This window comes from Aeromonas sp. R7-5 (assembly GCF_040908015.1).
GTDB classification, from domain to species: domain Bacteria; phylum Pseudomonadota; class Gammaproteobacteria; order Enterobacterales; family Aeromonadaceae; genus Aeromonas; species Aeromonas caviae.
Genome location: NZ_JBFOCZ010000004.1, coordinates 37,481 through 60,012, shown reverse-complemented (window position 1 = coordinate 60,012; position 22,532 = coordinate 37,481). Strand labels below are relative to the sequence as shown.

Here is a 22,532-nt window from a genome sequence, read left to right as displayed (position 1 = left end):
GTCTGCGGCTGCGCACCCTGGACTCTGGCCGGGAGGGTACATGTATCTGAGTCACTTCGGACTGCGGGAAGCCCCCTTCGGTCTGACCCCGAACACCGGTTTCTATTACGGCCTGCCCCCCCACGAGGAGGCCATGCAGGTGCTCAACTGGGCGCTCTCCCAGGGGGAGGGGTTCATCAAGGTGACCGGCGAAGTCGGCACCGGCAAGACCCTGCTCTGTCGCAAGCTGCTGAGCGAGCTCGGCTCCGAGGCCTGCCCGGTGCGCCTGGCCTGGCTGCCCAACCCCCATCTCACTCCGGGGGAGCTGCGCACGGCCCTGGCCCTGGAGCTGGGGTTGACGCTGGCGGGGGAGAGCGAGCTGGATCTCACGGATCGTATTCACCGCCATCTGATCTCCCTGCATCGGCAGGGGAGCCGGGTGGTGGTGCTGATCGACGAGGCGCAAGCCCTGCCGGACGAGACCCTGGAGGCGATCCGGCTGTTTGGCAACCTGGAAACCGAATCCAGCAAGCTGCTGCAAATCGTGCTGTTCGGCCAGCCCGAGCTGGATGCCAGGCTCGGGCAGCCCCGTCTTCGCCAGTTGCGCCAGCGCATCGGTTTTTCCTACCGCCTGCGGCCGCTGCGGCTCGACGAGACCCGGGCCTATCTGGAGTACCGACTGCAGGTGTCCGGTTATCGCGGGGCCGCCCTGTTCGATGGCCGCGCCCTGCGCAGGCTGTGGCGCGCATCCCGCGGCATTCCCCGCCTCATCAACATACTGGCGCAGAAGTGCCTGATGCTGGCCTATGGTCGCGGTGTACGGCGGATCGACAGCGCCCTGGTCCGGCTCGCCATCCGGGATACCGATGATGCCCGCCGTGGCCGTCTCACCCTCTGGTGGCCCCTGTTGTTGTTGCTGGGCACCGCCCTGGCGTATGGAGTCTGGTCATGAGCGTGATCAATCAGATGCTGAAAGATCTGGATAGGCGTCAGCAAGAGGCCGAGGGAGCCGCCGTCTATGTGGCGCCGGTGCGCCAGCAAGGCTGGTGGATGCTGGTGCTGACCCTGCTGTGTACCCTGGCCCTGGGGATCCTCGGCTGGCGCACCTGGATCTTCTGGCAGCAGAGCCAGCGAGCCTCCCTGCCAGCGGCGCAGGTCGAGGCCCCCCGCACCGCCCCTGCGGTGGCGCCATCCGCGCCCCTGGCGGTGGTGGCCACCACGCAGGCGGTCTCCTCTGCCGCGCCAGTGGCAAAGGTGCCCGCCGCCAGTGCCGAGTCGACCGCCGCGAGAGTGGCCCCCTCCGCAGCCGAGCAGGCTCCGGCCGATGAGGCCGTGCTCGCCGATGAGGGCAATCCGGAGGAAGCGCTGAGGGACGAGACGATCCCGAGCGACGAGGAGCTGCAGCCGGACCTCTATGCCGAGCTGGCCGCGGAGCAGAGCGCCGAAGAGGCGCCTGCACCCGCCGCGCCGCGCAAACCCGGGATCCTGAAGATCGAGACGGTGGAACTCTCCGACGCCGAGCTGGCCACCCTGGCCGAGCGCAAGGCGACCACGGCCATGGCCAAGGGACGGATGCAGGAGGCGCAGGATGGCTACTACGAAGTGCTGGCCCACGATCCCCACAACCAGGGGGCGCGGGAACAGCTGGCGGGCCTGCTCTATGGCGCCGGACGGCTGACCGAGGCCGCCCAGGTGCTGGAAGAGGGGCTGAGGCTGGATCCCGCGCAGGCGGACCTGCGTCTGCTGCTGGCCCGTGTGGCCATCAGCGGCGGGGATCGGCAGAAGGCGCTGGATTGGCTCACCGGCTATCAGCCCGATATTGCCAGCAATCTGGATTATTACGCCACCTGGGCCGGCCTTGCCCAGGAGCTGGGGCAGCCTGTCCAGGCGTCCGAGATGTACGTCAGGCTGCTGAGCCAGCAGCCGGATCTGGGGCGCTGGTGGCTGGGACTGGGGGTGGCGGAGGATGGTCAGGGACACCGTCAGCGGGCACTGGATGCCTATCGCAATGCCCAGTTGCACGGCAATCTGGGGGAGGCCTCCACCCAATGGCTCGAACAACGAATTGGCCAACTGACCCATTGATAGAACGGCAGTTCGATGAGCCCATGCCATCGGACCAGGCAGCGGGCGTGAAGCAACAGAGATCGGAGCAATAATGGCACAACCCAGACTGAAAATGCGCCTAGGCGACCTGCTGGTACAGGAACAGATCATCTCGGATGATCAGCTGCAGCTCGCCCTGCAGCAGCAGCGCCAGACCGGCCGCAAGCTGGGGACCACCCTCATCGATCTCGGCTTCATCAGCGAGGTGCAACTGCTGACCTTCCTCGCCCGTCAGCTGGATGTGCCCTTCTTCGATCTCAACAACCTCACCATCGACGTCTCGGCCGTGGCGCTGTTGCCCGAGGTGCAGGCGCGCCGCTACCGGGCGCTGGCCGTCAACCTGAGCGACGACAAGGTCACCGTGGTGATGTCGGATCCGGCGGATCTGAGCGCCCTCGACGCCATCGCTGCCCTGCTCAGCCCGCGGGAGCTGGTGCTGGCCGTGGCCCGTGAAGGCCAGCTGCTGGAGTATTTCGACCGCCTCTATCGCCGCACCCGGGAGATAGAGAACTTCGCGGTGCAACTGCACGAAGAGCACCAGGAGACCGGCTTCGAGCTGGGGGCCGGCAGCCTCAATGCCGCAACCGACGAGGGGGAGGCGACGGTGGCCAAGCTGCTGCGCTCCCTGTTCGAGGACGCGGTACAGGTGGGTGCTTCCGACATCCATATCGAACCGGACGAGAAGGTGCTGCGCATTCGCCAGCGTATCGACGGCGTGCTGCATGAGAACATCCTCAACGAGGTGCGCATTGCCCAGGCGCTGGTGCTGCGCCTCAAGCTGGTGGCCGGGCTCGACATCTCGGAGAAGCGTCTGCCCCAGGATGGCCGTTTCAACATGAAGGTGCGCGGCCGCGACGTGGATGTGCGGATGTCCACCATGCCGGTGCAATATGGCGAGTCCGTGGTGATGCGGCTGCTGGATCAATCCTCCGGCATCTTGTCGCTCGCCGAGACCGGGATGCCGCCCGCCATCCTGACCCGCTTTCGTCGTCAGCTCAAACGCCCTCACGGCATGATCCTGGTGACGGGCCCGACCGGCAGCGGCAAGACCACGACGCTCTACGGTGCCCTCTCCGAGCTCAACCAGGCCAGCCACAAGATCATCACGGTGGAAGACCCGGTGGAGTACCGCCTGCCCCGCATCAGCCAGGTGCAGGTCAATCCCAAGATAGGGCTCACGTTCTCCCAGGTGCTGCGCTCCACCCTGCGCCAGGATCCGGACATCCTGCTGGTGGGGGAGATGCGGGACAACGAGACGGTGGAGATCGGCCTGCGCGGCGCCATCACGGGTCACCTGGTGCTGACCACCTTGCACACCAACGACGCCGTGACCAGCGCCCTGCGTCTCATCGACATGGGGGCGCCCGGCTATCTGGTGGCGAGCGCCCTGCGGGCCGTGGTGGCCCAGCGCCTGGTGCGGCGGGTGTGTGAACACTGCGCCTGCGAGACGGCGCCGGACGAGGGGCAGGCCACCTGGCTCTCCGTGCTCTCCGGTGAAGCGCCGGGGCAGCATCGCTATCGCAAGGGGCGGGGTTGCCAGAGCTGCAACTTCACCGGCTATGCGGGCCGGATCGGGGTCTACGAGTTGCTGGAGCTGGATCAATCCATGATGGATGCCCTGCGCCGCAACGATGCCGAGGGGTTTGCCCGGGCGGCGCGGGCGCACGAGCACTACCGCCCCCTGGCCCTGACGGCGCTCGACTATGCCCGCGAGGGGATCACCTCGGTGGACGAGGTGCTCCGGCTGGCCGAGGACCTGGGGTAACGCATGAGGCATCTGGATCGTACTGAATCACTCTGCCGGGGTCGCCCATGAACCGTTTTGCCTACAAGGGGCGTGACAGCCAGGGCCAGGCCGTCAGCGGTGTGGTGGAAGCGGTGAGCGAACTGGCCGCCGCCGAGCAGCTGATGCGCCGCGGGGTGATGCCCACCGAGCTGAAGGCCGGCAAGGCCAGGTCTGCCAGCATCGACTGGTCGCTGCTGCTGGAAGGGAGCGTCAAGCTGGAGGAGCTGGTGGTCTTCAGCCGCCAGATGTATGCCCTGACCCGGGCAGGCATCCCTATCCTGCGCGCCATCGCGGGGCTGGAGGAGAGCGCCCACAGCAAGCCCCTCAAGCGGGCGCTTCACGCCCTTGGGGAGGATCTGGCCAACGGCCGGCCGCTGTCGAGCGCGATGCAGTCGCACCCGAAGGTGTTCAGCAGCCTCTTCGTGGCCATCATCCACGTGGGGGAGAACACGGGGCAGCTGGAGGAGGCCTTCCTGCAGCTCGCCAACTATTTCGATCTGGAGCTGGAGACCCGCAAGCGGATCAAGACCGCCATGCGCTACCCCACCTTCGTGCTGATTGCCATCGCCGTCGCCATGGTGATCCTCAACATCATGGTGATCCCCGTCTTTGCCGGGATGTTTGCCAAGTTCGGGGTGGAGCTGCCGCTGGCGACCCGGATCCTGCTGGCCACCTCCCACTTCTTCGTTCACTACTGGTGGCTGCTGCTCGCCATCCTGGTGGGCGCCGTCGTCGGCTGGCGACGCTGGGTCGCCACCACCAAAGGCAGGCTGACCTGGCACAGATGGCAGCTGCGGCTGCCCATCGTCGGCTCCATCATAGAGCGCTCCCTGCTTGCCCGTTTTGCCCGCAGCTTCTCCATGATGCTCAAGGCCGGCGTGCCGCTCAACACGGCGCTGACCCTGGTGGCCGATGCGGTGGACAACGCCTGGATGGCGGGGCAGATCCGTGACATGCGGGGCGGCATCGAGCGGGGGGAGAGCCTGCTGCGCACCGCCGGGGCCAGCGGCCTTTTCACCCCTCTGGTGATGCAGATGATCGCGGTGGGGGAGGAGACCGGCCAGGTGGACGAGCTGCTGCACGAAGCGGCCGAGTATTACGAGCGTGAGGTGGATTATGACCTCAAGAGCCTCACCGCCCGCATCGAACCCATCCTCATCGGCATAGTGGCTGTCATGGTGCTGGTGCTGGCGCTGGGTATCTTCACTCCCATGTGGGACATGATGAGAGCTGTTCGCGGTCAGTAGGCAGTATCTTCACGGTCATCCGGATGCCGCCCGTGCCGGGCACAGAGAACAGGGTATGAAAGAGCATGAGCAGAGAGTCCGAGCGGGATGAGCACTGGCTGGGGGGATATCGGCGGGTCGTCGTCTTTATCCTGCTGGCGGTCATCGTCACGACCCTGGTCATGAGCTATCGCAATCACAGGGAAGAGGCGCTGGCCATCAGCGCCAGCCTGCTCGGTGAGCAGTTCGCACAGCGGGCCCAGCGCCTGCACGGACGCTGGCTCGACGAGCGGCGTCCGTCGGTGCTCCATGCCGAGGGCACTGCCTGGCAGTTCGATGAGCGGGGCTGGCCTCTGGCGGTGTTGCCGCGCCAGTCGCCATCGGCCGATTGCCGTCAGCTCTGGCTCGCCCTGCTGGGGCACGATGAGGGGCTCTCATCCTGGCAAGCCCTTGCCAGCGAAGGGGGCGGCGGGTGTGAATTTGGCCAGGAAGGGCACTGGCTGCACTACAGCTTCACCGATGGCCGGGTGGTGGCCCGCCCCTGATTGGGTGCTTCAAGTGTTTCATTGACATGATTTTTTTCTATCCGCATGAAATAATGCGGACCATTACGGAGGCAGCATGGCAGCAAAGAGAGTGAGACCCGTTCGGGCGCTTGGCCGGATGGCCGGTTTTTCCCTGATTGAGCTGGTGATCGTCATCGTGATCCTGGGGATCCTGGCCGTCACCGCCTTGCCCCGTTTTCTCGATGTGACCGACGAGGCGAAGAAGGCGAGCGTGGAAGGGGTGTCCGGCGGTTTCGCCACCGGAGTGTCCCTGGTGCGTGCCCAGTGGGAGGCCGAAGGGCGTGCCAGGCAGGATGGGCTCAACACAGTGCTCTATGACGGCTCGCGTTTCTATCTGACCACGCCGACCGACAGCCAGGTCAGCAATGGCGAGCTCTCTCCCGGGTATCCCATGGACACGGCAGCAAGTGGCACGCCCGATGTGGATCCGGCCAGCCTGACGGCGGCCCGCTGCCTCAATATTTGGGAGGGGTTGTTGCAGAATCCTCCCAAGGCTACTGCCCGCTTTGACGAGGTGCGCGGTAGCGGCAATGACCTGAAGTTCTATGCCACGGTGAGCAACAATGGACTGGATTCGGTCTGCCGTTACTATCTGGTCAACAGCCTGAGCAAGGGAAGTGATGGACGTTATCAGGACCCGCAAGGGAGCACGGATGCGTTCATGAGTTTCAGTTATCGCCCGGCCTCCGGCCAGGTGACCACCCATATCAATTGATAAACCGAGGAAAGACGTAATGAAAAAGCAATCGGGCTTTACCCTGATCGAACTGGTCATCGTGATCATCATTCTGGGCATTCTGGCGGTCACCGCCGCACCCAAGTTCCTGAATCTACAGGATGATGCGCGTCTGGCTGCCGCCAATGGCGTGAAGGCCTCCCTGCAAAGCTCTTCACAGCTGGTCTACAGCAAGGCTGCTATTCAGGGTATTGAAAGCTCCTCAGGTGCTGTCTCTGTTGCGGGTACTACCGTGGATACCTCGTTTGGCTATCCGGTGAATGCTGATGCAGGCAAAACAGTGGCACTGGACGGTTGGAGTGGCGCCATGTCAGGCACCATTGCGACCTTCAAGCCAAGCAACGAACCCAATAGCAAATGTGCGGTTACTTACAACAACGCCATCACTGCGGCGGGTGGTGTTCCCTCCATCGCTGTCAGCACCGATTGCGGCAAGTAATTGTCAGACAAGGCGAGGCTTCGGCCTCGCTTTTTCGTTATTCCCGATGAGGGCATGAATGTCGACAGCCAAGGGTTTCACCCTGATTGAACTGGTGATCGTGATCCTGTTGCTCGGGATTCTGGCCGCCTTTGCCGTGCCTAAATGGCTGGGCAAAGGCGGCTTTGAAACCCATACCCTGCGCGATGAGCTGGTGGCCCGGCTGCGGCTGGTGCAGACCATGAACATGCAGGAAGGGGACGCGCGCTGCACCCAGCTGGTGCTGGAGGCGGGGCGTTTTGGCCATCTGACTGGGGCGAGCTGTGCGCCTGCCCCCATTTCGGGCTGGAGTGGGAATGAGCAGAGTCGCGGGCGCCTGGTGCAGGCGTCCGGCAACCTGCAATTCTCCCCCCAGGGGACATTCCATTTCGACAAGCGCAGCGGCAGGCCCCTGTGGCCTGGCTGCATCAACGGCTGCGAACTGGTGGTCAGCAGCGGCCAGGAGAGTGCCCGGCTGCGCATCGAGCCGGAAGGCTATATCCATGCGATCCCCTAAGGCGCGCCGCGGCTTCACCCTGGTCGAGTTCGTGGTCGGCATCGTGCTGCTGGCCGTCGCCCTGACCGGCATCCTGGGGCTGCTTGTCAATCAGGCTCCCCAGGCAGTGGACCCGGTGCAGCAGGTACGCGCCACCCAGCTCGCCCAGCGCATCCTCGGCGAGATGCTGGAGAAGTCTTTCGACGAGCATTCCGATCACAACGGCGGCCGTTTTCGCTGTGGCGAGACGGCCGGTGTGCCCGTATTCACCTATCCCCCCTGCACGGCGAGCGCCGACTATGGCCCCGATGGTGGCGAGACCCGCCCCTACACGTTCAACGACGTGGACGATTTCGACACGGCAGGCCGCTGGGTGGACGCCAGCTACTTTACCCAGGCCTCGGCCGCGAGCAGCGAAGAGGAGTATCGGCGCTACCAGGTGAAGATCGCGGTGGTGCCGGACACCCTCTTTGGCAGCGCGGGGGAGGGGGCCGAGTCCATCGGCAAGCGCATCACCCTGACCGTGCGCCTGCCGGACGGGAGTGAGATGGTCTTCGGCCTCTATCGGGGGAACTACTGATGGGCAAGCCACATTCCCGTGATGCCGCGTGGGAATATCCATGTGCCAGACTCGCCCGTGACCGCGCCCGACTCGGGCGTGAGGGGGGCTTCACCCTGGTAGAGCTGGTGATGGTGATCCTGCTGCTCGGGGTGATGGCGACCTTCTCCAGCCAGTTTATCGGCATCGGCACCCAGATTTACGGAGATGCCAGCCGCCGCGAGCAGCTGATGAGTGATGCCCGCTTCGCCCTGGAGCGGCTCAACCGCGAGGTGCGCGACGCGGTCCCCGGCTCGGTGCGGGTCGAGGACGAAGGGGGCGGCGCCCAGGAGCAGGGGGCTTGTCTGCGGTTCTGGCCCATCGCCACCGCCAGTCGCTATCTGGGCTCTGTGGTCAGCACCGGGCTCAGCATAGTCACGCCATCCGTGCTCCCCAAGAAAAATGAGGATCTTGCCATCGTGTATCCCCTCGCGAGCATGGGCCTCCTGAATCAGGGTTGCCTGCAGGGAAGCTGTACCGCCCGCGTCACCGATGTGGGCAGCGACGTATCGGGCGCACTGCCCTTGACTCTCAGTAACGGTTTCGTCAAGGACTCGCCGGGGCAGCGCATCTATTTTGCGAACCAGCAGGTGCTCTATTGCGTGAGAGGGGGCAGCCTCTGGCGCATGGCCAGGCCCCTGGACGACACCCTGAGCAGCAGCGAGACCACCCAGTTGATGGCGGAGCATATTCGTCCCGCCGCCTATTACTTCTATCGGGAACCCGCCGCCTTCAACCAGAGCGAGGTGGGGCTGCGGCTGGAGTTCGAGCAGCGCGACGAGCGCGTCGTCTTCCACCACAAGCTGGAGACCCTCAATGCGCCCTGACACTCCCTCCATGGTGAGGTCTCAGCGGGGCAGCGCCATCCTGATCGCCCTCTTCGTCATCGTCATCATGGCCCTGCTGGCGGCGGCCATGGGGCGTTTCCTGGTGGACAGCAGTGAGAAGCACACGGTGGAGGTGCGCGGTGTGCGTGCCCTGATGGCGGCCCAGAGCGGGCTGGAAATTGCCCTCTATCGACTCTATCCCAATGGCCAGTGGCAAGGGCAGCAATGCGCCGCCAGCACCAGTCTCAGTTTCACCGATGCGGGACTGACGGGCTGTCAGGCCATCGTCACCTGCAACAAGGTGTCGGTGAGTGCGGCCGGCGGGACCCAAACCGGATACCGATTCAGCAGTGAAGGGCGCTGTGGCCAACCCGATGCCGGCAGCGGCCCGAACCCCGATTTTGCCGTCAGCCGCACCCTGGTGGCGGAAGCTTTTGATGGAGTGACGCCATGAGCCCCCTGCCAAGGAGCCAGACCCCATGAAGTCCAGCCAGCCTCTTCGCGGCGCCCTGTTGTGGATCTTGCTGGGATCCACCTCGGTGCAGGCCGCCAGCCAGTGTACCGAAGCCTTCCTTTTCCCGGTGCAGAGCCACGCCTCCCCCGGCGTGCTGAGCATGAACAATGAAAGCAAGATCATCAGCACCACTGTGGGGGCCAGTTACCCCTTCCTGACCAAAAACATCCAGCCCAACGCCAACTGCAACAACGGTGGTTTCTGGAACAACGGCACCTGGGTCTCCAATTGCAACGTCAGCGGCGCCCTTGCCAGTGTGCTCAAGGATGTGACCTTCATCAGCGATCCCGACGCGTTTCCGGCCAACCCGGGGGGCTTCCCCTCCTACAGCGGGAAAAATGATCTCGCTTGCGACGGGGCCATCTCTCCTGCTGCCGGTGACTACAAGAACGCCTCGTGGGGGGGCAACAGCTGCGTGGCGACCCTGAAATCGGGCCAGACCTATCGCTTCGATACCTTGTCTATCAGCGAAGGGGCGATGCTCAACCTCAACGGTGCGACCGTCTATGCCCAGAAGATGACCATCAAGAATGGTTACAACAGTGGCGTCACCGGGTCGGGAGATCTTCATGTGAACGATCTGACGGTGACGGGTCAGGGCAAGCTCAATGACGCCAGGGTCACCGTCTACAGCACCCTTGAGGTCTCGGGCAATGGCAATACCGGGACTGCCGTCTTCCAGCCGCACTACCTGGACAAGGTCACCATGGAGGTCTCTGCCAGTGGCCAGAGCGTGCTCATGGGGGCAGGAGACTGGTTTATCAAAAGCCTGGGGATGAAGAGCAACAGTGCCATGACCTTCCAGGGGCAGAGCTCCCTCGCCGTCTATGGGCTCAAGATGGAAAACGAGAGCCGGATCTCCGCCGCAGGGAGTCGCAGCGATCTGACGCTTCTGCTTCACCAGACCCTGGAGGTGAGCGGCAACGGCACCCTCAACGGGTATCTGCAGGCCAGCTACCTCAAGACGTTCAAACACCAGAGCACCTCCAACATCAATTTCTACTTCCGTGGCGGCAATCACTGGATAGACAAGATGGAGCTCGGCCAGAACGACAGGCTGATCTTTGACAGCGGCAGTGCCGCGAGGTTGTACATCAAAAGCGATCTGGCCCTGAGCGACCAGATGGAGGTCAATGCGGGGGGCAAGGCCAACGACCTGATGATGTATCACTTCGGCAAGGTCACCATGAGCGGCAATACCAAACTCAACGCCATTCTCTATGTGAACGCCGGGGATCTGGCCATGAGTGGCCAGGCCGTGCTGACCGGTGCCGTGTCGGCGGTGAACGTCTCCATGACCAACAACAGCAAGGTGATCCACGAGCCCTTCAACGGCGACTGGCCGGGTATGTGTGAAGACCCACTGACCTGTTTCAGCGACGACTTCTCCGCCAGCACCCTTGGCAGCGACTGGGTGGTGGCTCAACGCAATGGCAGTACCTTGCCCTCTTTGCAAAACGGTCGCCTGCGGCTGACCCAGAATACGACCAACCAGGCCACCTCTGCGACCTTCCAGCGCCTCTTCCCAGGGGCCAGCAATCTGGTGACTATCGAGTTCGATCAGTATGCCTACAAGACCTCCGGCTCGAGCGGGGCGGACGGGATGGCGGTGGTGCTCTCCGATGCGACGATCACGCCCCAGCCCGGCGCCTTCGGTGGCCCGCTGGGTTATGGCTTCAAGACCGGGATCAGCGGTTTTGCCGGCGGCTGGATGGGGGTCGGTATCGACGAATACGGCAACTATGCCAACGAGGGGGGCTCCTATAATCCCGGGTCTCGTCCTCAGGCCGTTTCCATTCGTGGCTCCGGTGCCAGTTCGGGGACCTCGGGCTATCGGTATCTGGCGGGAACGGCGAGCAACCTGAGCCCGGCAGTGGACAGCGGAACCAATGGCAACCGCCCCCATCGTTACCGCATCACCATTGACTCGCGCACTGCCGGCAGTTCACTTGCGTCGGTTGAGCGGAACACGGGCTCGGGTTACACCATGCTGGTGGGGCCCATCAATATGGTGAACCAGACGGGGCAGGCGGCGGTGCCCGCCAACTTCCTGCTGTCGCTCACCGGCTCCACCGGTTCTGTGACGAACTACCATGAGCTCGACAACGTCCGGATCTGCGCCCTCAAATCCAATCCGGTGGGGACCCAGATCGATCACTTCGAGTTCGATCACTCCGGTCAGGCCCTGACCTGCAACCCCGAGACTCTGACCATTCGGGCCTGCGCCAACGCCAGTTGCAGCCAACTGTTCACGGACCCGGTGAGCGCCATCCTGACCCCCCTCAAGAATGGCAGCAACGGCTGGATAGCCGGCAGCCAGGTGAGCTACAACGGCAACACCGCTACCGTCAATTTCAGCAACGGCACCGCCAAATTGCAGCTGCGCAACAATCTGGCGACGGCCATCACAGTGGGAGTGAGCGGCTCGACGCCGTCCACCAAACCCCTGAGCACCACCCTGTGCCGCGCCGGCAGTGGTGCCCTGAGCGCCGCCGCCTGTACCTTGAGCTTTGCCGACAGCGGCTTCCTGTTCAATGTGCCGGATACCCTGGCCAACAGGCCCCAAGATGTAGTGATCAGTGCCGTCAAAAAGGACAATGCGACCCAGCAGTGTGTCCCCGGTTTTACCGGTGAGCGTTCGGTCGGCTTCTGGGGAACGTATGTCACCCCGAATGACAATTCTGCCGGGAGTCAGATGGCGATTGATGGCAAGACGATTTCGACTTATGCCGCCAATGTAGCCTCGCCAGCGGCGACAACCCTCAATTTGACCTTCGATGGTCAAGGCAAGGCGACGTTGAAGAGTGTTCGCTATCCGGATGCAGGCCAGATGCGGCTTAATGCCCGCCACGATGGCAGCGGTGATACCGCGGGACTGGTGATGACAGGGTCGGATCTCTTCGTCAGCCGCCCGGTCGGGCTCTGCATCACGCCAGCACAAGTGGCCTGCGCAGCAGGGGATGCCAACTGTCCGGTGTTCAAGAAGGCGGGAGAGACATTCCAGGTAGACATCAAGGCGATGGCCTGGGAATCTGCCAATGATGGGGATATTTGTACCGGAAATCTGGCCACCCCCAACTTCGCGCTGGCAAATATCGCACTCGACAGTATCCTTGTGGCGCCCAGCTTAGGCACCAATGCCACGCTTGGCACCACCCGCTATAACCATGGGGTCGCCGCCAACAGTCTCAACAGCATCAATCAGACGGTGAGCGAGGTGGGGGTGTTCCGGATGACGGCGACACCACCGGAGGCAAAGCAGCCAGAGGGGAGCACCGTATCGACGGGCTATTTCGGCTATACCATCCCCGCCACCAGCGTGCCGATGGGGCGTTTCGTGCCCTGGGACTTCTACTTGGTGAGCAGCACTGTCACCCCGGCCTGCGGTGGCTTTAGCTACATGAGTCAGCCGTTTTGGGTGCAGACGACGGTGCAGGCACGGAACAAACAGGGTGAGATCACCCAGAACTACCGGGATGCTTTTGCCAAGGGGGTGATCTCCCTGGTGGCAGCCAATAACCAGGACGGGGTCGACAGATCCAACCGGCTGGTGGATAGCTCCAACCGGCTGGTGGATCCACTGGTTGCCAGCTGGTCGGCTGGAGTGGTCAGGTTCAATGACCAAATCCGCTTTAAACGCCTGCAAGATCTGACTACTCCCGCGACCCTGACCACGCCGGAGGAGCCACTGCGGCTGCTGCGGCTGGGGCTTAAGGTGGGGGACGGCGAAACGCCGGAGACCACTTTCCTCGACGGTCGGAACATGAATCCGTCCGTCAGCGGCACTTGCCAGAGCGGGGTGAACTGCACCGCCAAACAGCTCTCCATTCCGAAGGGATCGGACGATACCATGATCGCCTACTACGGCCGGCTGCTCGCCAGCACCCGTCAGGGGGTCGATAGCGCCCCGCTGGCGCTGCCCCTGCAGGTGCAATATTTCGAAGGGGGCCTGTGGCGAGCCAATTCGCAAGATAGGCGAGCCAATTCGCAAGATATCTGTACCCAGATCTCCCTGGCGGGAGGTGGTATCGTCTTTACCGATGCGGAGCAACGCTATGACTCCGCGACGGGGGATCTGATCCTCAAAGACGGTACCCGCATTCGCCTTGGTCTCGGCAATGTGGCTCCGGGCGGTACTCAGGTCGGTTTCGACGCAGGCGAGACCCGGTTCCACTTCGCGCCGCCCAATCAGGCGGTGCGCATTCCCTACGAGATCCTGCTGGACAAACAGCCCCTCTCCCCCGTTTGGCTGGCGGATCCGGCCACGGCGGATCACCTGCTGGGAGAGGCAATTTTTGGCCGGGATCGGGGTAATGACAGAATTATTTATCGCCGCGAAGTGATGCCCTGACACCCGGGCTGACACGGGGAGATAGACGCATTGCTGTACAGTGGCGTCTTATCTCCTTGTTTCGTAGTGTTTGTCGGCCTGAGCGGGTGAGTGATGACTCGCATTTTTGTCGCGCCGGATTGATTGGCGACAGTTTGAGCGCTTGCCCATTGGGGTGGGCATTGGTAAAGTTAGCCGGTTTTCTGCACCTCCAAAATTCTTAGGATTTCCCGTAGCCATGTTCAAAAAGCTCAGAGGCGTCTTTTCCAACGATCTGTCGATCGACTTGGGAACTGCCAACACCCTGATCTATGTAAAAGATCAAGGGATCGTCCTTAACGAACCCTCAGTTGTCGCCATTCGCCAAGAGCGCGGGAACGCCAAATCGGTCGCTGCTGTCGGTCATGCCGCCAAGCAGATGCTGGGTCGTACCCCGGGTAACATCTCCGCCATTCGCCCGATGAAAGACGGCGTGATCGCCGATTTCTACGTGACCGAGAAGATGCTGCAGCACTTCATCAAACAGGTTCACGACAACAACTATTTCCGCCCCAGCCCGCGCGTGCTGGTATGCGTACCCTGCGGCTCCACCCAGGTGGAACGTCGCGCCATCAAGGAATCCGCTCTGGGCGCCGGCGCCCGCGAGGTTTACCTGATCGATGAACCCATGGCTGCCGCCATCGGTGCCGGCCTGCCGGTCTCCGAAGCGACCGGTTCCATGGTGGTGGACATCGGTGGCGGTACCACCGAAGTGGCCATCATCTCCCTGAACGGCGTGGTCTACTCCCAGTCCGTCCGTATCGGTGGCGACAAGTTCGACGAAGCCATCATCAGCTACGTCCGTCGCAACTACGGCAGCCTGATCGGGGAAGCCACCGCCGAGCGCATCAAGCACGAGATCGGCTCCGCCTATCCGGGCGAAGAGGTGCGCGAGATCGAAGTGCGCGGTCGAAACCTGGCCGAGGGTGTGCCCCGCAGCTTCACCCTGAACTCCAACGAGATCCTGGAAGCGCTGCAAGAGCCGCTCTCCGGCATCGTCTCCGCCGTCATGGTGGCCCTGGAGCAATCCCCGCCCGAGCTGGCGTCCGACATCTCCGAGCGCGGCATGGTGCTGACCGGTGGTGGTGCCCTGCTCAAAGACATCGACCGTCTGCTGATGGAAGAGACCGGCATCCCGGTCGTCGTGGCTGAAGATCCCCTCACCTGTGTCGCCCGTGGCGGTGGCAAGGCGCTGGAGCTGATCGATATGCACGGTGGCGATCTGTTCCACTACGAATAAGACCCAAAGCCGGCCGAGCGCCGGCTCTTTTTTGACGACTCATGAAACCCATCTTCGGTAGAGGCCCTTCGCTTCAGTTACGGTTGTTTCTCGCCGTCATCATCTCCGTCGCTGCCATCGTCGCGGATTCCCGCTTCGGTGTGTTCAGCCATGTCCGCGTTTATCTGAGCTCCCTGGTGAGCCCGCTGCAATACATCGCCAACGCCCCCGGCACCCTGCTCGACACCATGTCGACCCAAGTGCAGACCCGCGCCGATCTCATCGAGCAGACCAAGCAGCAGGAGCAGCAACTGTTCACCCTGCGCTCACGCCTGCTCAAGATGGATCAGCTGGAGCACGAGAACCAGCGTCTGCGCGAGCTGCTGGGGTCGCCGGTACACAAGGAGTCCCGCAAGATGGTGGCCGAGCTGCTGTCGGTGGATTCCGACCCCTTCAGCCATCAGGTGCTGATCAACAAGGGGGCGCTGGATGGCGTCTACAACGGCCAGCCGGTGATCAACGATCAGGGGGTGGTCGGTCAGGTGCTCCACGTGGGCTCCACCACCAGTCGCGTCCTGCTCATCACCGACTCCAGCCACGGCATCCCGGTGCGGGTGCTGCGCAACGACTTGCGCGCCATCGCCTCCGGCAGCGGCGAGCTGGACAAGCTGGAGCTGCGCAACCTGCCCCGCAACACCGACGTCCAGGTCGGCGATCTGCTGGTCACCTCGGGCCTGGGCGGCCGCTTCCCGGAAGGTTATCCGGTGGCGACCGTGACCCGCTCCGACTACGTGGAGGGCAAGCCCTTCGCCCAGATCGAGGCCAAGCCGCTGGTGGCGCTGGACCGTCTGCGCTACCTGCTGCTGCTGTGGACCGACAAGAAACCGGAAGTACACGACAAGGATGCCCTTGAGCCTGCGGCGAGCGCCTCGGCGGCCACGGCAACCTCGGCGGCGGGGGCGACGCGCTGATGCTGCAACCCGCCAGCGGCAGGATCTGGATCTGGTGTTCGATCCTGCTGGCCCTGTGCCTCTCCATCCTGCCGCTTCCCTTTCAATTCGAACCCTTCCGTCCGGACTGGCTCGCCATGGTGCTCATCTACTGGGCGCTGGCGCTGCCGCACCGGACCAACGTCGGCACCGCCTGGGTGGCGGGCCTGCTGCTGGACGTGCTGCTCGGCAGCACCCTCGGCGTGCGGGCCATGGCCATGGCCATCACCACCTACCTGGCGGCCTTCCAGTTCCAGAAGATCCGCAACTTCTCCCTCTGGCAGCAGGCGCTGATCATCGGTCTGCTCTCCCTGGTGGGGAAGATCACCGTGTTCTGGGCGGAGCATCTGTTCAGCCGGGCCAGCCTCAACTTCGCCTACTTTTGGTCGACGTTGACGACGATGTTAATATGGCCCTGGATTTTTATGGTCTTGCGCAAGGTGCGGCGTCGCTTCAATATCAAGTGAATGTGAATAAAAACAACGCATTGTAACTGCGCATCGTCTCATTGAGTGAAGTATGAACAAGCACAACGAACTGCAACTCTATCTCGCCTCGGGTTCCCCCCGCCGGCACGAGCTTCTGACCCGCCTGGGCTACCGTTTCGAGGTCCTCAAGCTGGATGTGCCGGAGCTGCGCAACGACGGTGAGAAGCCCCAGGATTACGTCTGCCGGCTGGCCCGCGACAAGGCGATGGCCGGTGTGGCCGCGGCGCCCACGGCGCTGCCTGTGCTGGGGGCCGACACCATAGTGGTGCTGGGGGAGCGGGTGCTGGAGAAACCCTCCGACCTGCTGGACGCCAAGGACATGCTGGAAGCTCTCTCCGGGCGGGTACACCAGGTGATGACGGCGGTGGCCCTGGCCACCCCGGAGCGGTGCGATGTGCGGCTGGTCACCACCAACGTGGCGTTTCGCAAGCTGGACGAGGCCGAGATCGAAGCCTACTGGCGCACCGGCGAGCCGTGCGACAAGGCGGGCGCTTATGCTATCCAGGGCATTGCCGGCAAATTCGTCAGTCGCCTCGAGGGGAGCTACAGTGCCGTGGTCGGCCTGCCCCTGCTGGAGACGGACCTGTTGATCAAGCAGCACCTCGAGCAGACCCGGTAATCCTCTCGTCAGCAGTGCGCTGCTGAGTTACCCGTTGTTCGTCGTGCCAGAATTCAAAACTAGAAAGGCAAGGTAACTTATGTCGGTAGAACTGCTGGTAAACGTCACCCCCTCCGAAACCCGGGTCGCCCTGGTCGAGAACGGTCTGCTGCAGGAAGTACATGTGGAGCGTCAGGCCAAGCGCGGCATCGTGGGCAACATCTACAAGGGCAAGATCAGCCGCGTGCTGCCCGGCATGCAGGCCGCCTTCGTCGACATCGGCATGGACAAGGCCGCCTTCCTGCACGCCTCCGACATCGTCCCCCATACCGAGTGCGTGGCGATCAAGGAGAAGGAGCAGTTCCAGGCCGGCAACATTGCCGAACTGGTGCGCCAGGGGCAGGACATCATGGTACAGGTGGTCAAAGACCCGCTCGGTACCAAGGGGGCCCGCCTCACCACCGACATCACCCTGCCATCCCGTTATCTGGTCTTCATGCCGGGCAGTGCCCACGTGGGGGTCTCCCAGCGCATCGAATCCGAGGCGGAGCGCGAGCGCCTCAAGCGCACCGTGGCCGGCTATGTGGACGAACTGGGCGGCTACATCATCCGCACCGCCGCCGAAGGGGTGGGGGAGCAGGAGCTGGAACAGGACGCCGCCTTCTTGAAGCGCCTGTGGCGCAAGATCCTCGAGCGCAAGCAGAAGTATCCCCCCTGCAAGATCCTCTATGAGGATCCCAGCCTGGCATTTAGGGTGGTGCGTGACTTCGTCGGTGCCGAGCTCGACAAGATCCGGGTCGACTCGCGCCAGAGCTTCGATCAGCTCAAGCGCTTCACCGAGGAGTACGTGCCCGAGCTTGCCAACAAGCTGGAGTACTACACCGGCGAGTCGCCGATCTTCGATCTCTACGACGTGGAGAACGAGATCCAGCGGGCCCTGGAGCGCAAGGTGGAGCTCAAATCCGGCGGCTACCTCATCATCGACCAGACCGAAGCCATGACCACGGTGGACATCAACACCGGGGCCTTCGTCGGCCATCGCAATCTGGAAGAGACCATCTTCAACACCAACGTCGAGGCCACTGCCGCCATCGCCCGTCACCTGCGCCTGCGCAACCTCGGCGGCATCATCATCATCGACTTCATCGACATGCAGTCCGAGGATCACCGTCGCCGGGTGCTGCACAGCCTGGAGCTGGCGCTGGCCAAAGACAGGGCCAAGACCAACGTCAATGGTTTCTCCCAGCTCGGGCTGGTGGAGATGACCCGCAAGCGCACCCGGGAGAGCCTGGAGCACGTGCTCTGCGCCGAGTGCCCCGAGTGCAAGGGGCGTGGCCGGGTCAAGACGGTGGAGTCGGTCTGCTTCGAGATCCTGCGGGAGATCATCCGGGTCAACCGCGCCTACGACGCGGATCAGTTCACCGTCTATGCGGCCCCCTCGGTGGCCGATTACCTGCGGGGGGAGGAGTCCCACAGTCTGGCGGAGCTGGAAGTCTTCATCGGCAAGCAGGTCAGGGTGGTCTCCGAGCCGCTCTGTGGGCAGGAACAGTTCGATGTGGTGATGATGTAATTGGTCTATCGCTGGCTGAGTCGGGGCTGGTTGGCCCTCGGAGTCTTCTTCGTGCTGCTGGCCGTTCTGGTCAGCGTGGTACGACTGGGCGGCCCTTTGCTCAACCAGCACCGGGCGGCCGTGATAGGGACCCTGCTCGGAGAGAGTCAGCTCGAGGTGAGCGTGGATCACGTCGGGCTGGAGTGGACTCCCCGCGGCCCGGCCATCGGGCTGGAAGGACTGGCCATCGCCCCCGATTCGGGGCGTTTCTCCCTGCGCCTTGGCAAGGTGTGGGCCCACCTCGACTTCTGGCGCTCCCTCAACGAACTCAGACCGGTGTTTGGCCAGCTGATCCTGAGCGACGGCAACATCGCGCTGGACATGACCCAGCCCGCTACCCCCGTCAGCGGGAAGAGCGCGAACCAGCAGGAGGCCCTGCTGCGCTTCCTGCTGACCCAGCTCTCCACCTTCGACATTCACGACACTCGCCTGAGCCTCACCACGGCACTGGGGGAGGTGCGCGCCCTCGACATCGCCCAGTTGCGCTGGCAGAACCGCGGCAAGCGGCATCAGGGGGTCGGCAAGGCCTATCTCATCAACGGGGTGGGGGAGAGCACCCTGGACCTCATCATCGATGTGGATGCCCCCGAGGTGCGGCTCGACCGCCTCAAGGGCCAGCTCTATCTGGGGGCCAGCGAGCTGGACATCAGCCCCATGCTGGCCAGGATCCACGCCGGCGCGCCGCCGGTGAGCGGCCAGCTCGACTTCCAGCTCTGGAGCGAGTTCGAGAAGGGCAGGCTCGGCAACTCCCTGCTGGCCTTTGGCAACAACCACCTGATCTGGAAAGACGAGATCAAGGGGGAGCCGCACCGCCTCGACCTGCAGGGGGGCAAGATCCAGCTGCGCCGGGACGGCGAGGCGTGGCAGCTCGCCAGCCACGACGTCATCTTCAAGCTCGATGGCGCCACCTGGCTGCACAGCCGCCTGCAGCTCGAGCGCATCGGCTCGCGCATCCAGGGCTATGTGCCCGCCATCGATCTCGACCAGATTGCCAACCTGAGCCAACTGGTCTCCGGCCTCTATCCCGAGCTGACCGAGACCCTCAAGCGCACCCGGCCAAGGGGCCAGTTGCAGGAGCTGGTCCTGCAGGCCGACGGGGACTGGCAGGGGCTCTCTCTGCAGGGGCAACTGCGCGGCTTCGGGACCCGGGCCTGGCACGATGTGCCCGGTCTGCAAAAGCTGGACGGCGACTTCTGGCTGACCCCGAACGGGGGGCGTGCCCGCCTGACCCTGGGCAAGGGCAAGGTGGATCCGGCCCGCCACTTCAAGGAACCCATCCCGGTGGACAGCCTGAGTGCGGCCCTCGACTGGTGGCGGGCGCCGCAAGGCTGGGTGCTCTATGGCCAGGACATTGCCCTGGACAACCCGGATCTGCGCCTCGCCAGCCGGTTTCGCCTCGAGCTGTTCGAGCACCCCTTCCTCGCCCTGACCGGGCGGATCGACGTCAAGAACGCGGCCCATGCGGATCGCTACTACCCCCTGGCGGTGATGGATGAGGGGCTGGTGAGCTACCTGAGCGGCGCCATCAAGGGGGGCAAGGCCAAGGGTGCAGACTTGCTCTGGTACGGTGAATTCCGTGACTTCCCCTACGACAACGGCAAGGGCGTCTTCCAGGTGGCGGTGCCGCTGCAACAGGCCACCTACGAGTTTTTCCCGGGCTGGCAGCCGCTGACCGACCTGCAGATCGATCTGCTGTTCCAGAACGCCAGCCTCGACATGAACAGCCGCGCCACCCAGCTCGGCAAGGCCAGCTCCGACTCGGTGCATGCCTGGATCCCGGACCTCTATCCGGGGGCTCACCTCTACGTGGATGCCAAGGTTGAGGGCGAGGGCAAGGCCATCAGCGACTATTTGCAGGACTCACCGCTGGGGGGATCCGTCGGTCAGGCGCTGCGGGAGGTGGAGATCCGCGGCCCCATGAAGGGCACGGTGAAGCTCGACATACCGCTGGATGGCGAGGGGGAGGTCAAGGCCAGCGGGGAAGCCAGCTTCAAGGACAACAAGGTGAGGATCGCCTCCCTGGATCTGCCCCTCGACGGGGTCGCAGGGACGCTCGAGTATGACAACGAGCAGACCCGCATTCACAACCTCAAGGCGAGCCTGTGGAACCAGCCGCTGACCCTGGATTATCAGGGGCGGCAACTGCCCCACGGCTACCAGGCCGACCTCAAGTTCCAGGGGCAGTGGGACAGCCGCCGCCAGCGCCGGGACATACCGGCCCTCGAGATGCTCCAGGGGCGCAGCAACTGGTCCGGTACTCTGGGGCTGACCCTGCCCGAGAACAAGGCGTTCAGCTTCCAGCTGGCGCTGGACTCCAATCTGCAGGGCATGGGGCTGGATCTGCCCGTGCCCCTGACCAAGGCGGCGGGTACCCGGCTGCCCCTCAAGGTGACGGCCCGTGGGCGGGATGGCAGCGCCGACATCCGTGCCGTGCTGGGGGCGGACATCGATATGCAGAGCCGCCTGGTGTACGGCGACGGTGTGCCCTACCTCAGCCGGGTGCGGGTCAACATCGGCCAGCCCGGGGCGCGGGTGATGCAGGACAAGCCCATGCTGCTCGCCATCAACCAGCAGCAGGCGGACGTGGCCGGCTGGCTGGCCCGTCTCAAGCAGTGGCTGCCGGCCAAGGCGCAGGCGACGCAGGGGAATGCGGTGGTGGGCCCCTCTTTCTTGCCCCAGGAGTGGTGGGTGGATGGCCAGCTGGCCCGTGCCGACATCGGCAGCGCCAGCCTCAAGGCGGTGCACTTCACCCTGGGGCCGGTGAACCAGGCCACCGAGGTGATGATCGACAGCCCCGACGTGATGGGGGTGGTGCGGGTGCCGGTGGCCGATGGGCGTCCCATCGATGCCAAGTTTGCCCGCATCTACTGGTCCGGCAAGGGGACCGATCTCAGCCCGGATCCCGATGAGCGCCAGGACAGGGCCATCATGAATGCCATTCCCTGGCTTACCTTCAGTTGCGTGGATTGCCGCTTCGGCGAGCTGCCCCTGGGTGAGGTGAAGGGGGAGCTGCTGCCCGGAGCCAACCGGCTGGATCTCAAGGGACTGGAGATGCGCCTGGCGGGCAGCACCCTGCGCGGCAGCGCCGAGTGGCTGGCCCGTGGCAGCCAGATGCAGACCCGTGCCAGGGTGAACCTCGAGACCCGCAACAGCGAGCTGCTGCTCAAGCGGCTCGGCTACACCTCGCCCATCGGGGATGCCCCGGGCAAGCTGGCGCTGGATCTGAACTGGCGTGACGTGCCCTACCGCCTGAGCCTGCCGACTCTGGCGGGCAGCGCCGACTACCAGCTGGAGGGAGGCACCCTGCGGGAGGTCAACGACAAGGGGGCCCGGCTGCTCTCCCTGCTGAGCCTCGACTCCCTGATGCGCAAGCTGCGCCTCGATTTTCGCGATGTGTTCGACAAGGGCTTCTATTTCGAGTCCATGTCCGCCTCCGCCAAGGTCAATCAGGGGGTGGTGGAGAACAACGACTTCTACATGAAGGGCGCCGCGGGCAACCTGCGGGGCAAGGGCATCGCGGATCTGGTGCGCTGGCGGCTCGACTTTGATCTGAGCTTCTCCCCCAACCTGGGCGGCACCCTGCCGGTGGTGGCGGCCTTCTCCCTGACCCCCATCACCGGGCTCTATGTGCTGGCCCTCTCCAAGCTGCTGGAGCCTGTGGTGGACGTGGTGACCCGCATCGATTTTCGGGTCTCCGGCCCGCTGGACGCCCCCAGGCTGGTGGAGGCGGGGCGGGATCGCGCCCGCATCAAGCTCAACCAGCACCAGAAGGATGCGGTGGATGCGGTGGCGCCCGGCCTGCCCGCCAAGGAGGTCACCCCCTTCCTGCTCGATCCCAAGCACCAGGGCTCGGGTCAGCGCTGAGGGCATGTACCGGGCAGGGGGACTTTCCCCCGGCCGCCAAACCCCTCATAGTGCGGATATTGCCCTGCGAGCCGAGAAGGCCTTGTGCCACCGGCTCGCCCAACA

Annotated in this window: 18 protein-coding genes; all 18 read left to right on the top strand. The window is 64.0% G+C overall.

The window, feature by feature from the left end; all coding sequences use genetic code 11:
- The first annotated feature begins 40 nt into the window (after positions 1-40).
- Positions 41-931: an ExeA family protein gene (locus AB5Y53_RS00405; protein WP_010672622.1), complete on the top strand. Its 891-nt coding sequence runs from the start codon at positions 41-43 to the stop codon at positions 929-931.
- Positions 928-2,064, top strand: a complete 1,137-nt coding sequence (locus AB5Y53_RS00400; RefSeq protein ID WP_368180939.1) for a tetratricopeptide repeat protein — start codon at positions 928-930, stop codon at positions 2,062-2,064. The genes AB5Y53_RS00405 and AB5Y53_RS00400 overlap by 4 nt, the downstream gene beginning before the upstream one ends.
- Positions 2,065-2,137: 73 nt before the next feature.
- Positions 2,138-3,850 carry an MSHA fimbrial ATPase MshE gene (gene mshE, locus AB5Y53_RS00395; RefSeq protein WP_043154387.1) on the top strand — a complete coding sequence of 571 codons (1,713 nt, stop codon included), beginning with the start codon at positions 2,138-2,140 and terminating at the stop codon, positions 3,848-3,850.
- Positions 3,851-3,897: 47 nt separating this feature from the next.
- A complete protein-coding gene (locus AB5Y53_RS00390) occupies positions 3,898-5,118 on the top strand; it encodes a type II secretion system F family protein (protein WP_043154386.1) in 1,221 nt (406 codons plus the stop codon).
- A gap of 65 nt (positions 5,119-5,183) precedes the next feature.
- Positions 5,184-5,642 carry a hypothetical protein gene (locus AB5Y53_RS00385; RefSeq protein ID WP_323951995.1) on the top strand — a complete coding sequence of 153 codons (459 nt, stop codon included), beginning with the start codon at positions 5,184-5,186 and terminating at the stop codon, positions 5,640-5,642.
- 76 nt (positions 5,643-5,718) lie between these two features.
- A complete protein-coding gene (locus AB5Y53_RS00380) occupies positions 5,719-6,378 on the top strand; it encodes a type II secretion system protein (protein WP_041212210.1) in 660 nt (219 codons plus the stop codon).
- 19 nt (positions 6,379-6,397) lie between these two features.
- Positions 6,398-6,838, top strand: a complete 441-nt coding sequence (locus AB5Y53_RS00375) for a prepilin-type N-terminal cleavage/methylation domain-containing protein (protein WP_049637306.1) — start codon at positions 6,398-6,400, stop codon at positions 6,836-6,838.
- A 58-nt stretch (positions 6,839-6,896) separates the two neighbouring features.
- A complete protein-coding gene (locus AB5Y53_RS00370; protein ID WP_368180938.1) occupies positions 6,897-7,373 on the top strand; it encodes a Tfp pilus assembly protein FimT/FimU in 477 nt (158 codons plus the stop codon).
- A complete protein-coding gene (locus AB5Y53_RS00365; RefSeq protein ID WP_368180937.1) occupies positions 7,360-7,932 on the top strand; it encodes a prepilin-type N-terminal cleavage/methylation domain-containing protein in 573 nt (190 codons plus the stop codon). Before AB5Y53_RS00370 ends, AB5Y53_RS00365 begins: the two co-directional genes overlap by 14 nt.
- A complete protein-coding gene (locus AB5Y53_RS00360; RefSeq protein WP_368180936.1) occupies positions 7,932-8,777 on the top strand; it encodes a PilW family protein in 846 nt (281 codons plus the stop codon). The genes AB5Y53_RS00365 and AB5Y53_RS00360 overlap by 1 nt, the downstream gene beginning before the upstream one ends.
- Positions 8,767-9,231, top strand: a complete 465-nt coding sequence (locus AB5Y53_RS00355; RefSeq protein WP_368180935.1) for an MSHA biogenesis protein MshP — start codon at positions 8,767-8,769, stop codon at positions 9,229-9,231. The genes AB5Y53_RS00360 and AB5Y53_RS00355 overlap by 11 nt, the downstream gene beginning before the upstream one ends.
- A 25-nt stretch (positions 9,232-9,256) precedes the next feature.
- A complete protein-coding gene (locus AB5Y53_RS00350) occupies positions 9,257-13,642 on the top strand; it encodes a DUF6701 domain-containing protein (RefSeq protein ID WP_368180934.1) in 4,386 nt (1,461 codons plus the stop codon).
- 217 nt (positions 13,643-13,859) lie between these two features.
- Positions 13,860-14,900 (top strand): rod shape-determining protein, encoded by a 1,041-nt coding sequence (locus tag AB5Y53_RS00345; protein ID WP_005308111.1) that lies wholly within the window; start codon positions 13,860-13,862, stop codon positions 14,898-14,900.
- A gap of 41 nt (positions 14,901-14,941) precedes the next feature.
- Positions 14,942-15,850, top strand: a complete 909-nt coding sequence (gene mreC, locus AB5Y53_RS00340; RefSeq protein ID WP_029313545.1) for a rod shape-determining protein MreC — start codon at positions 14,942-14,944, stop codon at positions 15,848-15,850.
- Entirely contained in the window at positions 15,850-16,335 is a 486-nt protein-coding gene (mreD, locus tag AB5Y53_RS00335) for a rod shape-determining protein MreD (RefSeq protein ID WP_010672635.1), read from the top strand. The genes mreC and mreD overlap by 1 nt, the downstream gene beginning before the upstream one ends.
- A 52-nt stretch (positions 16,336-16,387) precedes the next feature.
- Complete coding sequence (locus tag AB5Y53_RS00330) at positions 16,388-16,975, top strand: nucleoside triphosphate pyrophosphatase (RefSeq protein WP_010672636.1); 588 nt, start codon at positions 16,388-16,390, stop codon at positions 16,973-16,975.
- A gap of 79 nt (positions 16,976-17,054) precedes the next feature.
- Complete coding sequence (rng, locus tag AB5Y53_RS00325) at positions 17,055-18,524, top strand: ribonuclease G (protein WP_010672637.1); 1,470 nt, start codon at positions 17,055-17,057, stop codon at positions 18,522-18,524.
- Positions 18,525-22,427, top strand: coding sequence for a YhdP family protein (locus AB5Y53_RS00320; protein WP_368180933.1), 3,903 nt, complete (start codon positions 18,525-18,527; stop codon positions 22,425-22,427).
- The last annotated feature ends 105 nt before the right edge of the window (positions 22,428-22,532 follow it).

Bases quoted from the DNA above. Each gene is read 5' to 3' on its own strand.
- AB5Y53_RS00405 (WP_010672622.1), top strand. From the start codon at position 41: ATGTATCTGAGTCACTTCGGACTGCGGGAAGCCCCCTTCGGTCTGACC.
- AB5Y53_RS00400 (WP_368180939.1), top strand. From the start codon at position 928: ATGAGCGTGATCAATCAGATGCTGAAAGATCTGGATAGGCGTCAGCAA.
- mshE (WP_043154387.1), top strand. From the start codon at position 2,138: ATGGCACAACCCAGACTGAAAATGCGCCTAGGCGACCTGCTGGTACAG.
- AB5Y53_RS00390 (WP_043154386.1), top strand. From the start codon at position 3,898: ATGAACCGTTTTGCCTACAAGGGGCGTGACAGCCAGGGCCAGGCCGTC.
- AB5Y53_RS00385 (WP_323951995.1), top strand. From the start codon at position 5,184: ATGAGCAGAGAGTCCGAGCGGGATGAGCACTGGCTGGGGGGATATCGG.
- AB5Y53_RS00380 (WP_041212210.1), top strand. From the start codon at position 5,719: ATGGCAGCAAAGAGAGTGAGACCCGTTCGGGCGCTTGGCCGGATGGCC.
- AB5Y53_RS00375 (WP_049637306.1), top strand. From the start codon at position 6,398: ATGAAAAAGCAATCGGGCTTTACCCTGATCGAACTGGTCATCGTGATC.
- AB5Y53_RS00370 (WP_368180938.1), top strand. From the start codon at position 6,897: ATGTCGACAGCCAAGGGTTTCACCCTGATTGAACTGGTGATCGTGATC.
- AB5Y53_RS00365 (WP_368180937.1), top strand. From the start codon at position 7,360: ATGCGATCCCCTAAGGCGCGCCGCGGCTTCACCCTGGTCGAGTTCGTG.
- AB5Y53_RS00360 (WP_368180936.1), top strand. From the start codon at position 7,932: ATGGGCAAGCCACATTCCCGTGATGCCGCGTGGGAATATCCATGTGCC.
- AB5Y53_RS00355 (WP_368180935.1), top strand. From the start codon at position 8,767: ATGCGCCCTGACACTCCCTCCATGGTGAGGTCTCAGCGGGGCAGCGCC.
- AB5Y53_RS00350 (WP_368180934.1), top strand. From the start codon at position 9,257: ATGAAGTCCAGCCAGCCTCTTCGCGGCGCCCTGTTGTGGATCTTGCTG.
- AB5Y53_RS00345 (WP_005308111.1), top strand. From the start codon at position 13,860: ATGTTCAAAAAGCTCAGAGGCGTCTTTTCCAACGATCTGTCGATCGAC.
- mreC (WP_029313545.1), top strand. From the start codon at position 14,942: ATGAAACCCATCTTCGGTAGAGGCCCTTCGCTTCAGTTACGGTTGTTT.
- mreD (WP_010672635.1), top strand. From the start codon at position 15,850: ATGCTGCAACCCGCCAGCGGCAGGATCTGGATCTGGTGTTCGATCCTG.
- AB5Y53_RS00330 (WP_010672636.1), top strand. From the start codon at position 16,388: ATGAACAAGCACAACGAACTGCAACTCTATCTCGCCTCGGGTTCCCCC.
- rng (WP_010672637.1), top strand. From the start codon at position 17,055: ATGTCGGTAGAACTGCTGGTAAACGTCACCCCCTCCGAAACCCGGGTC.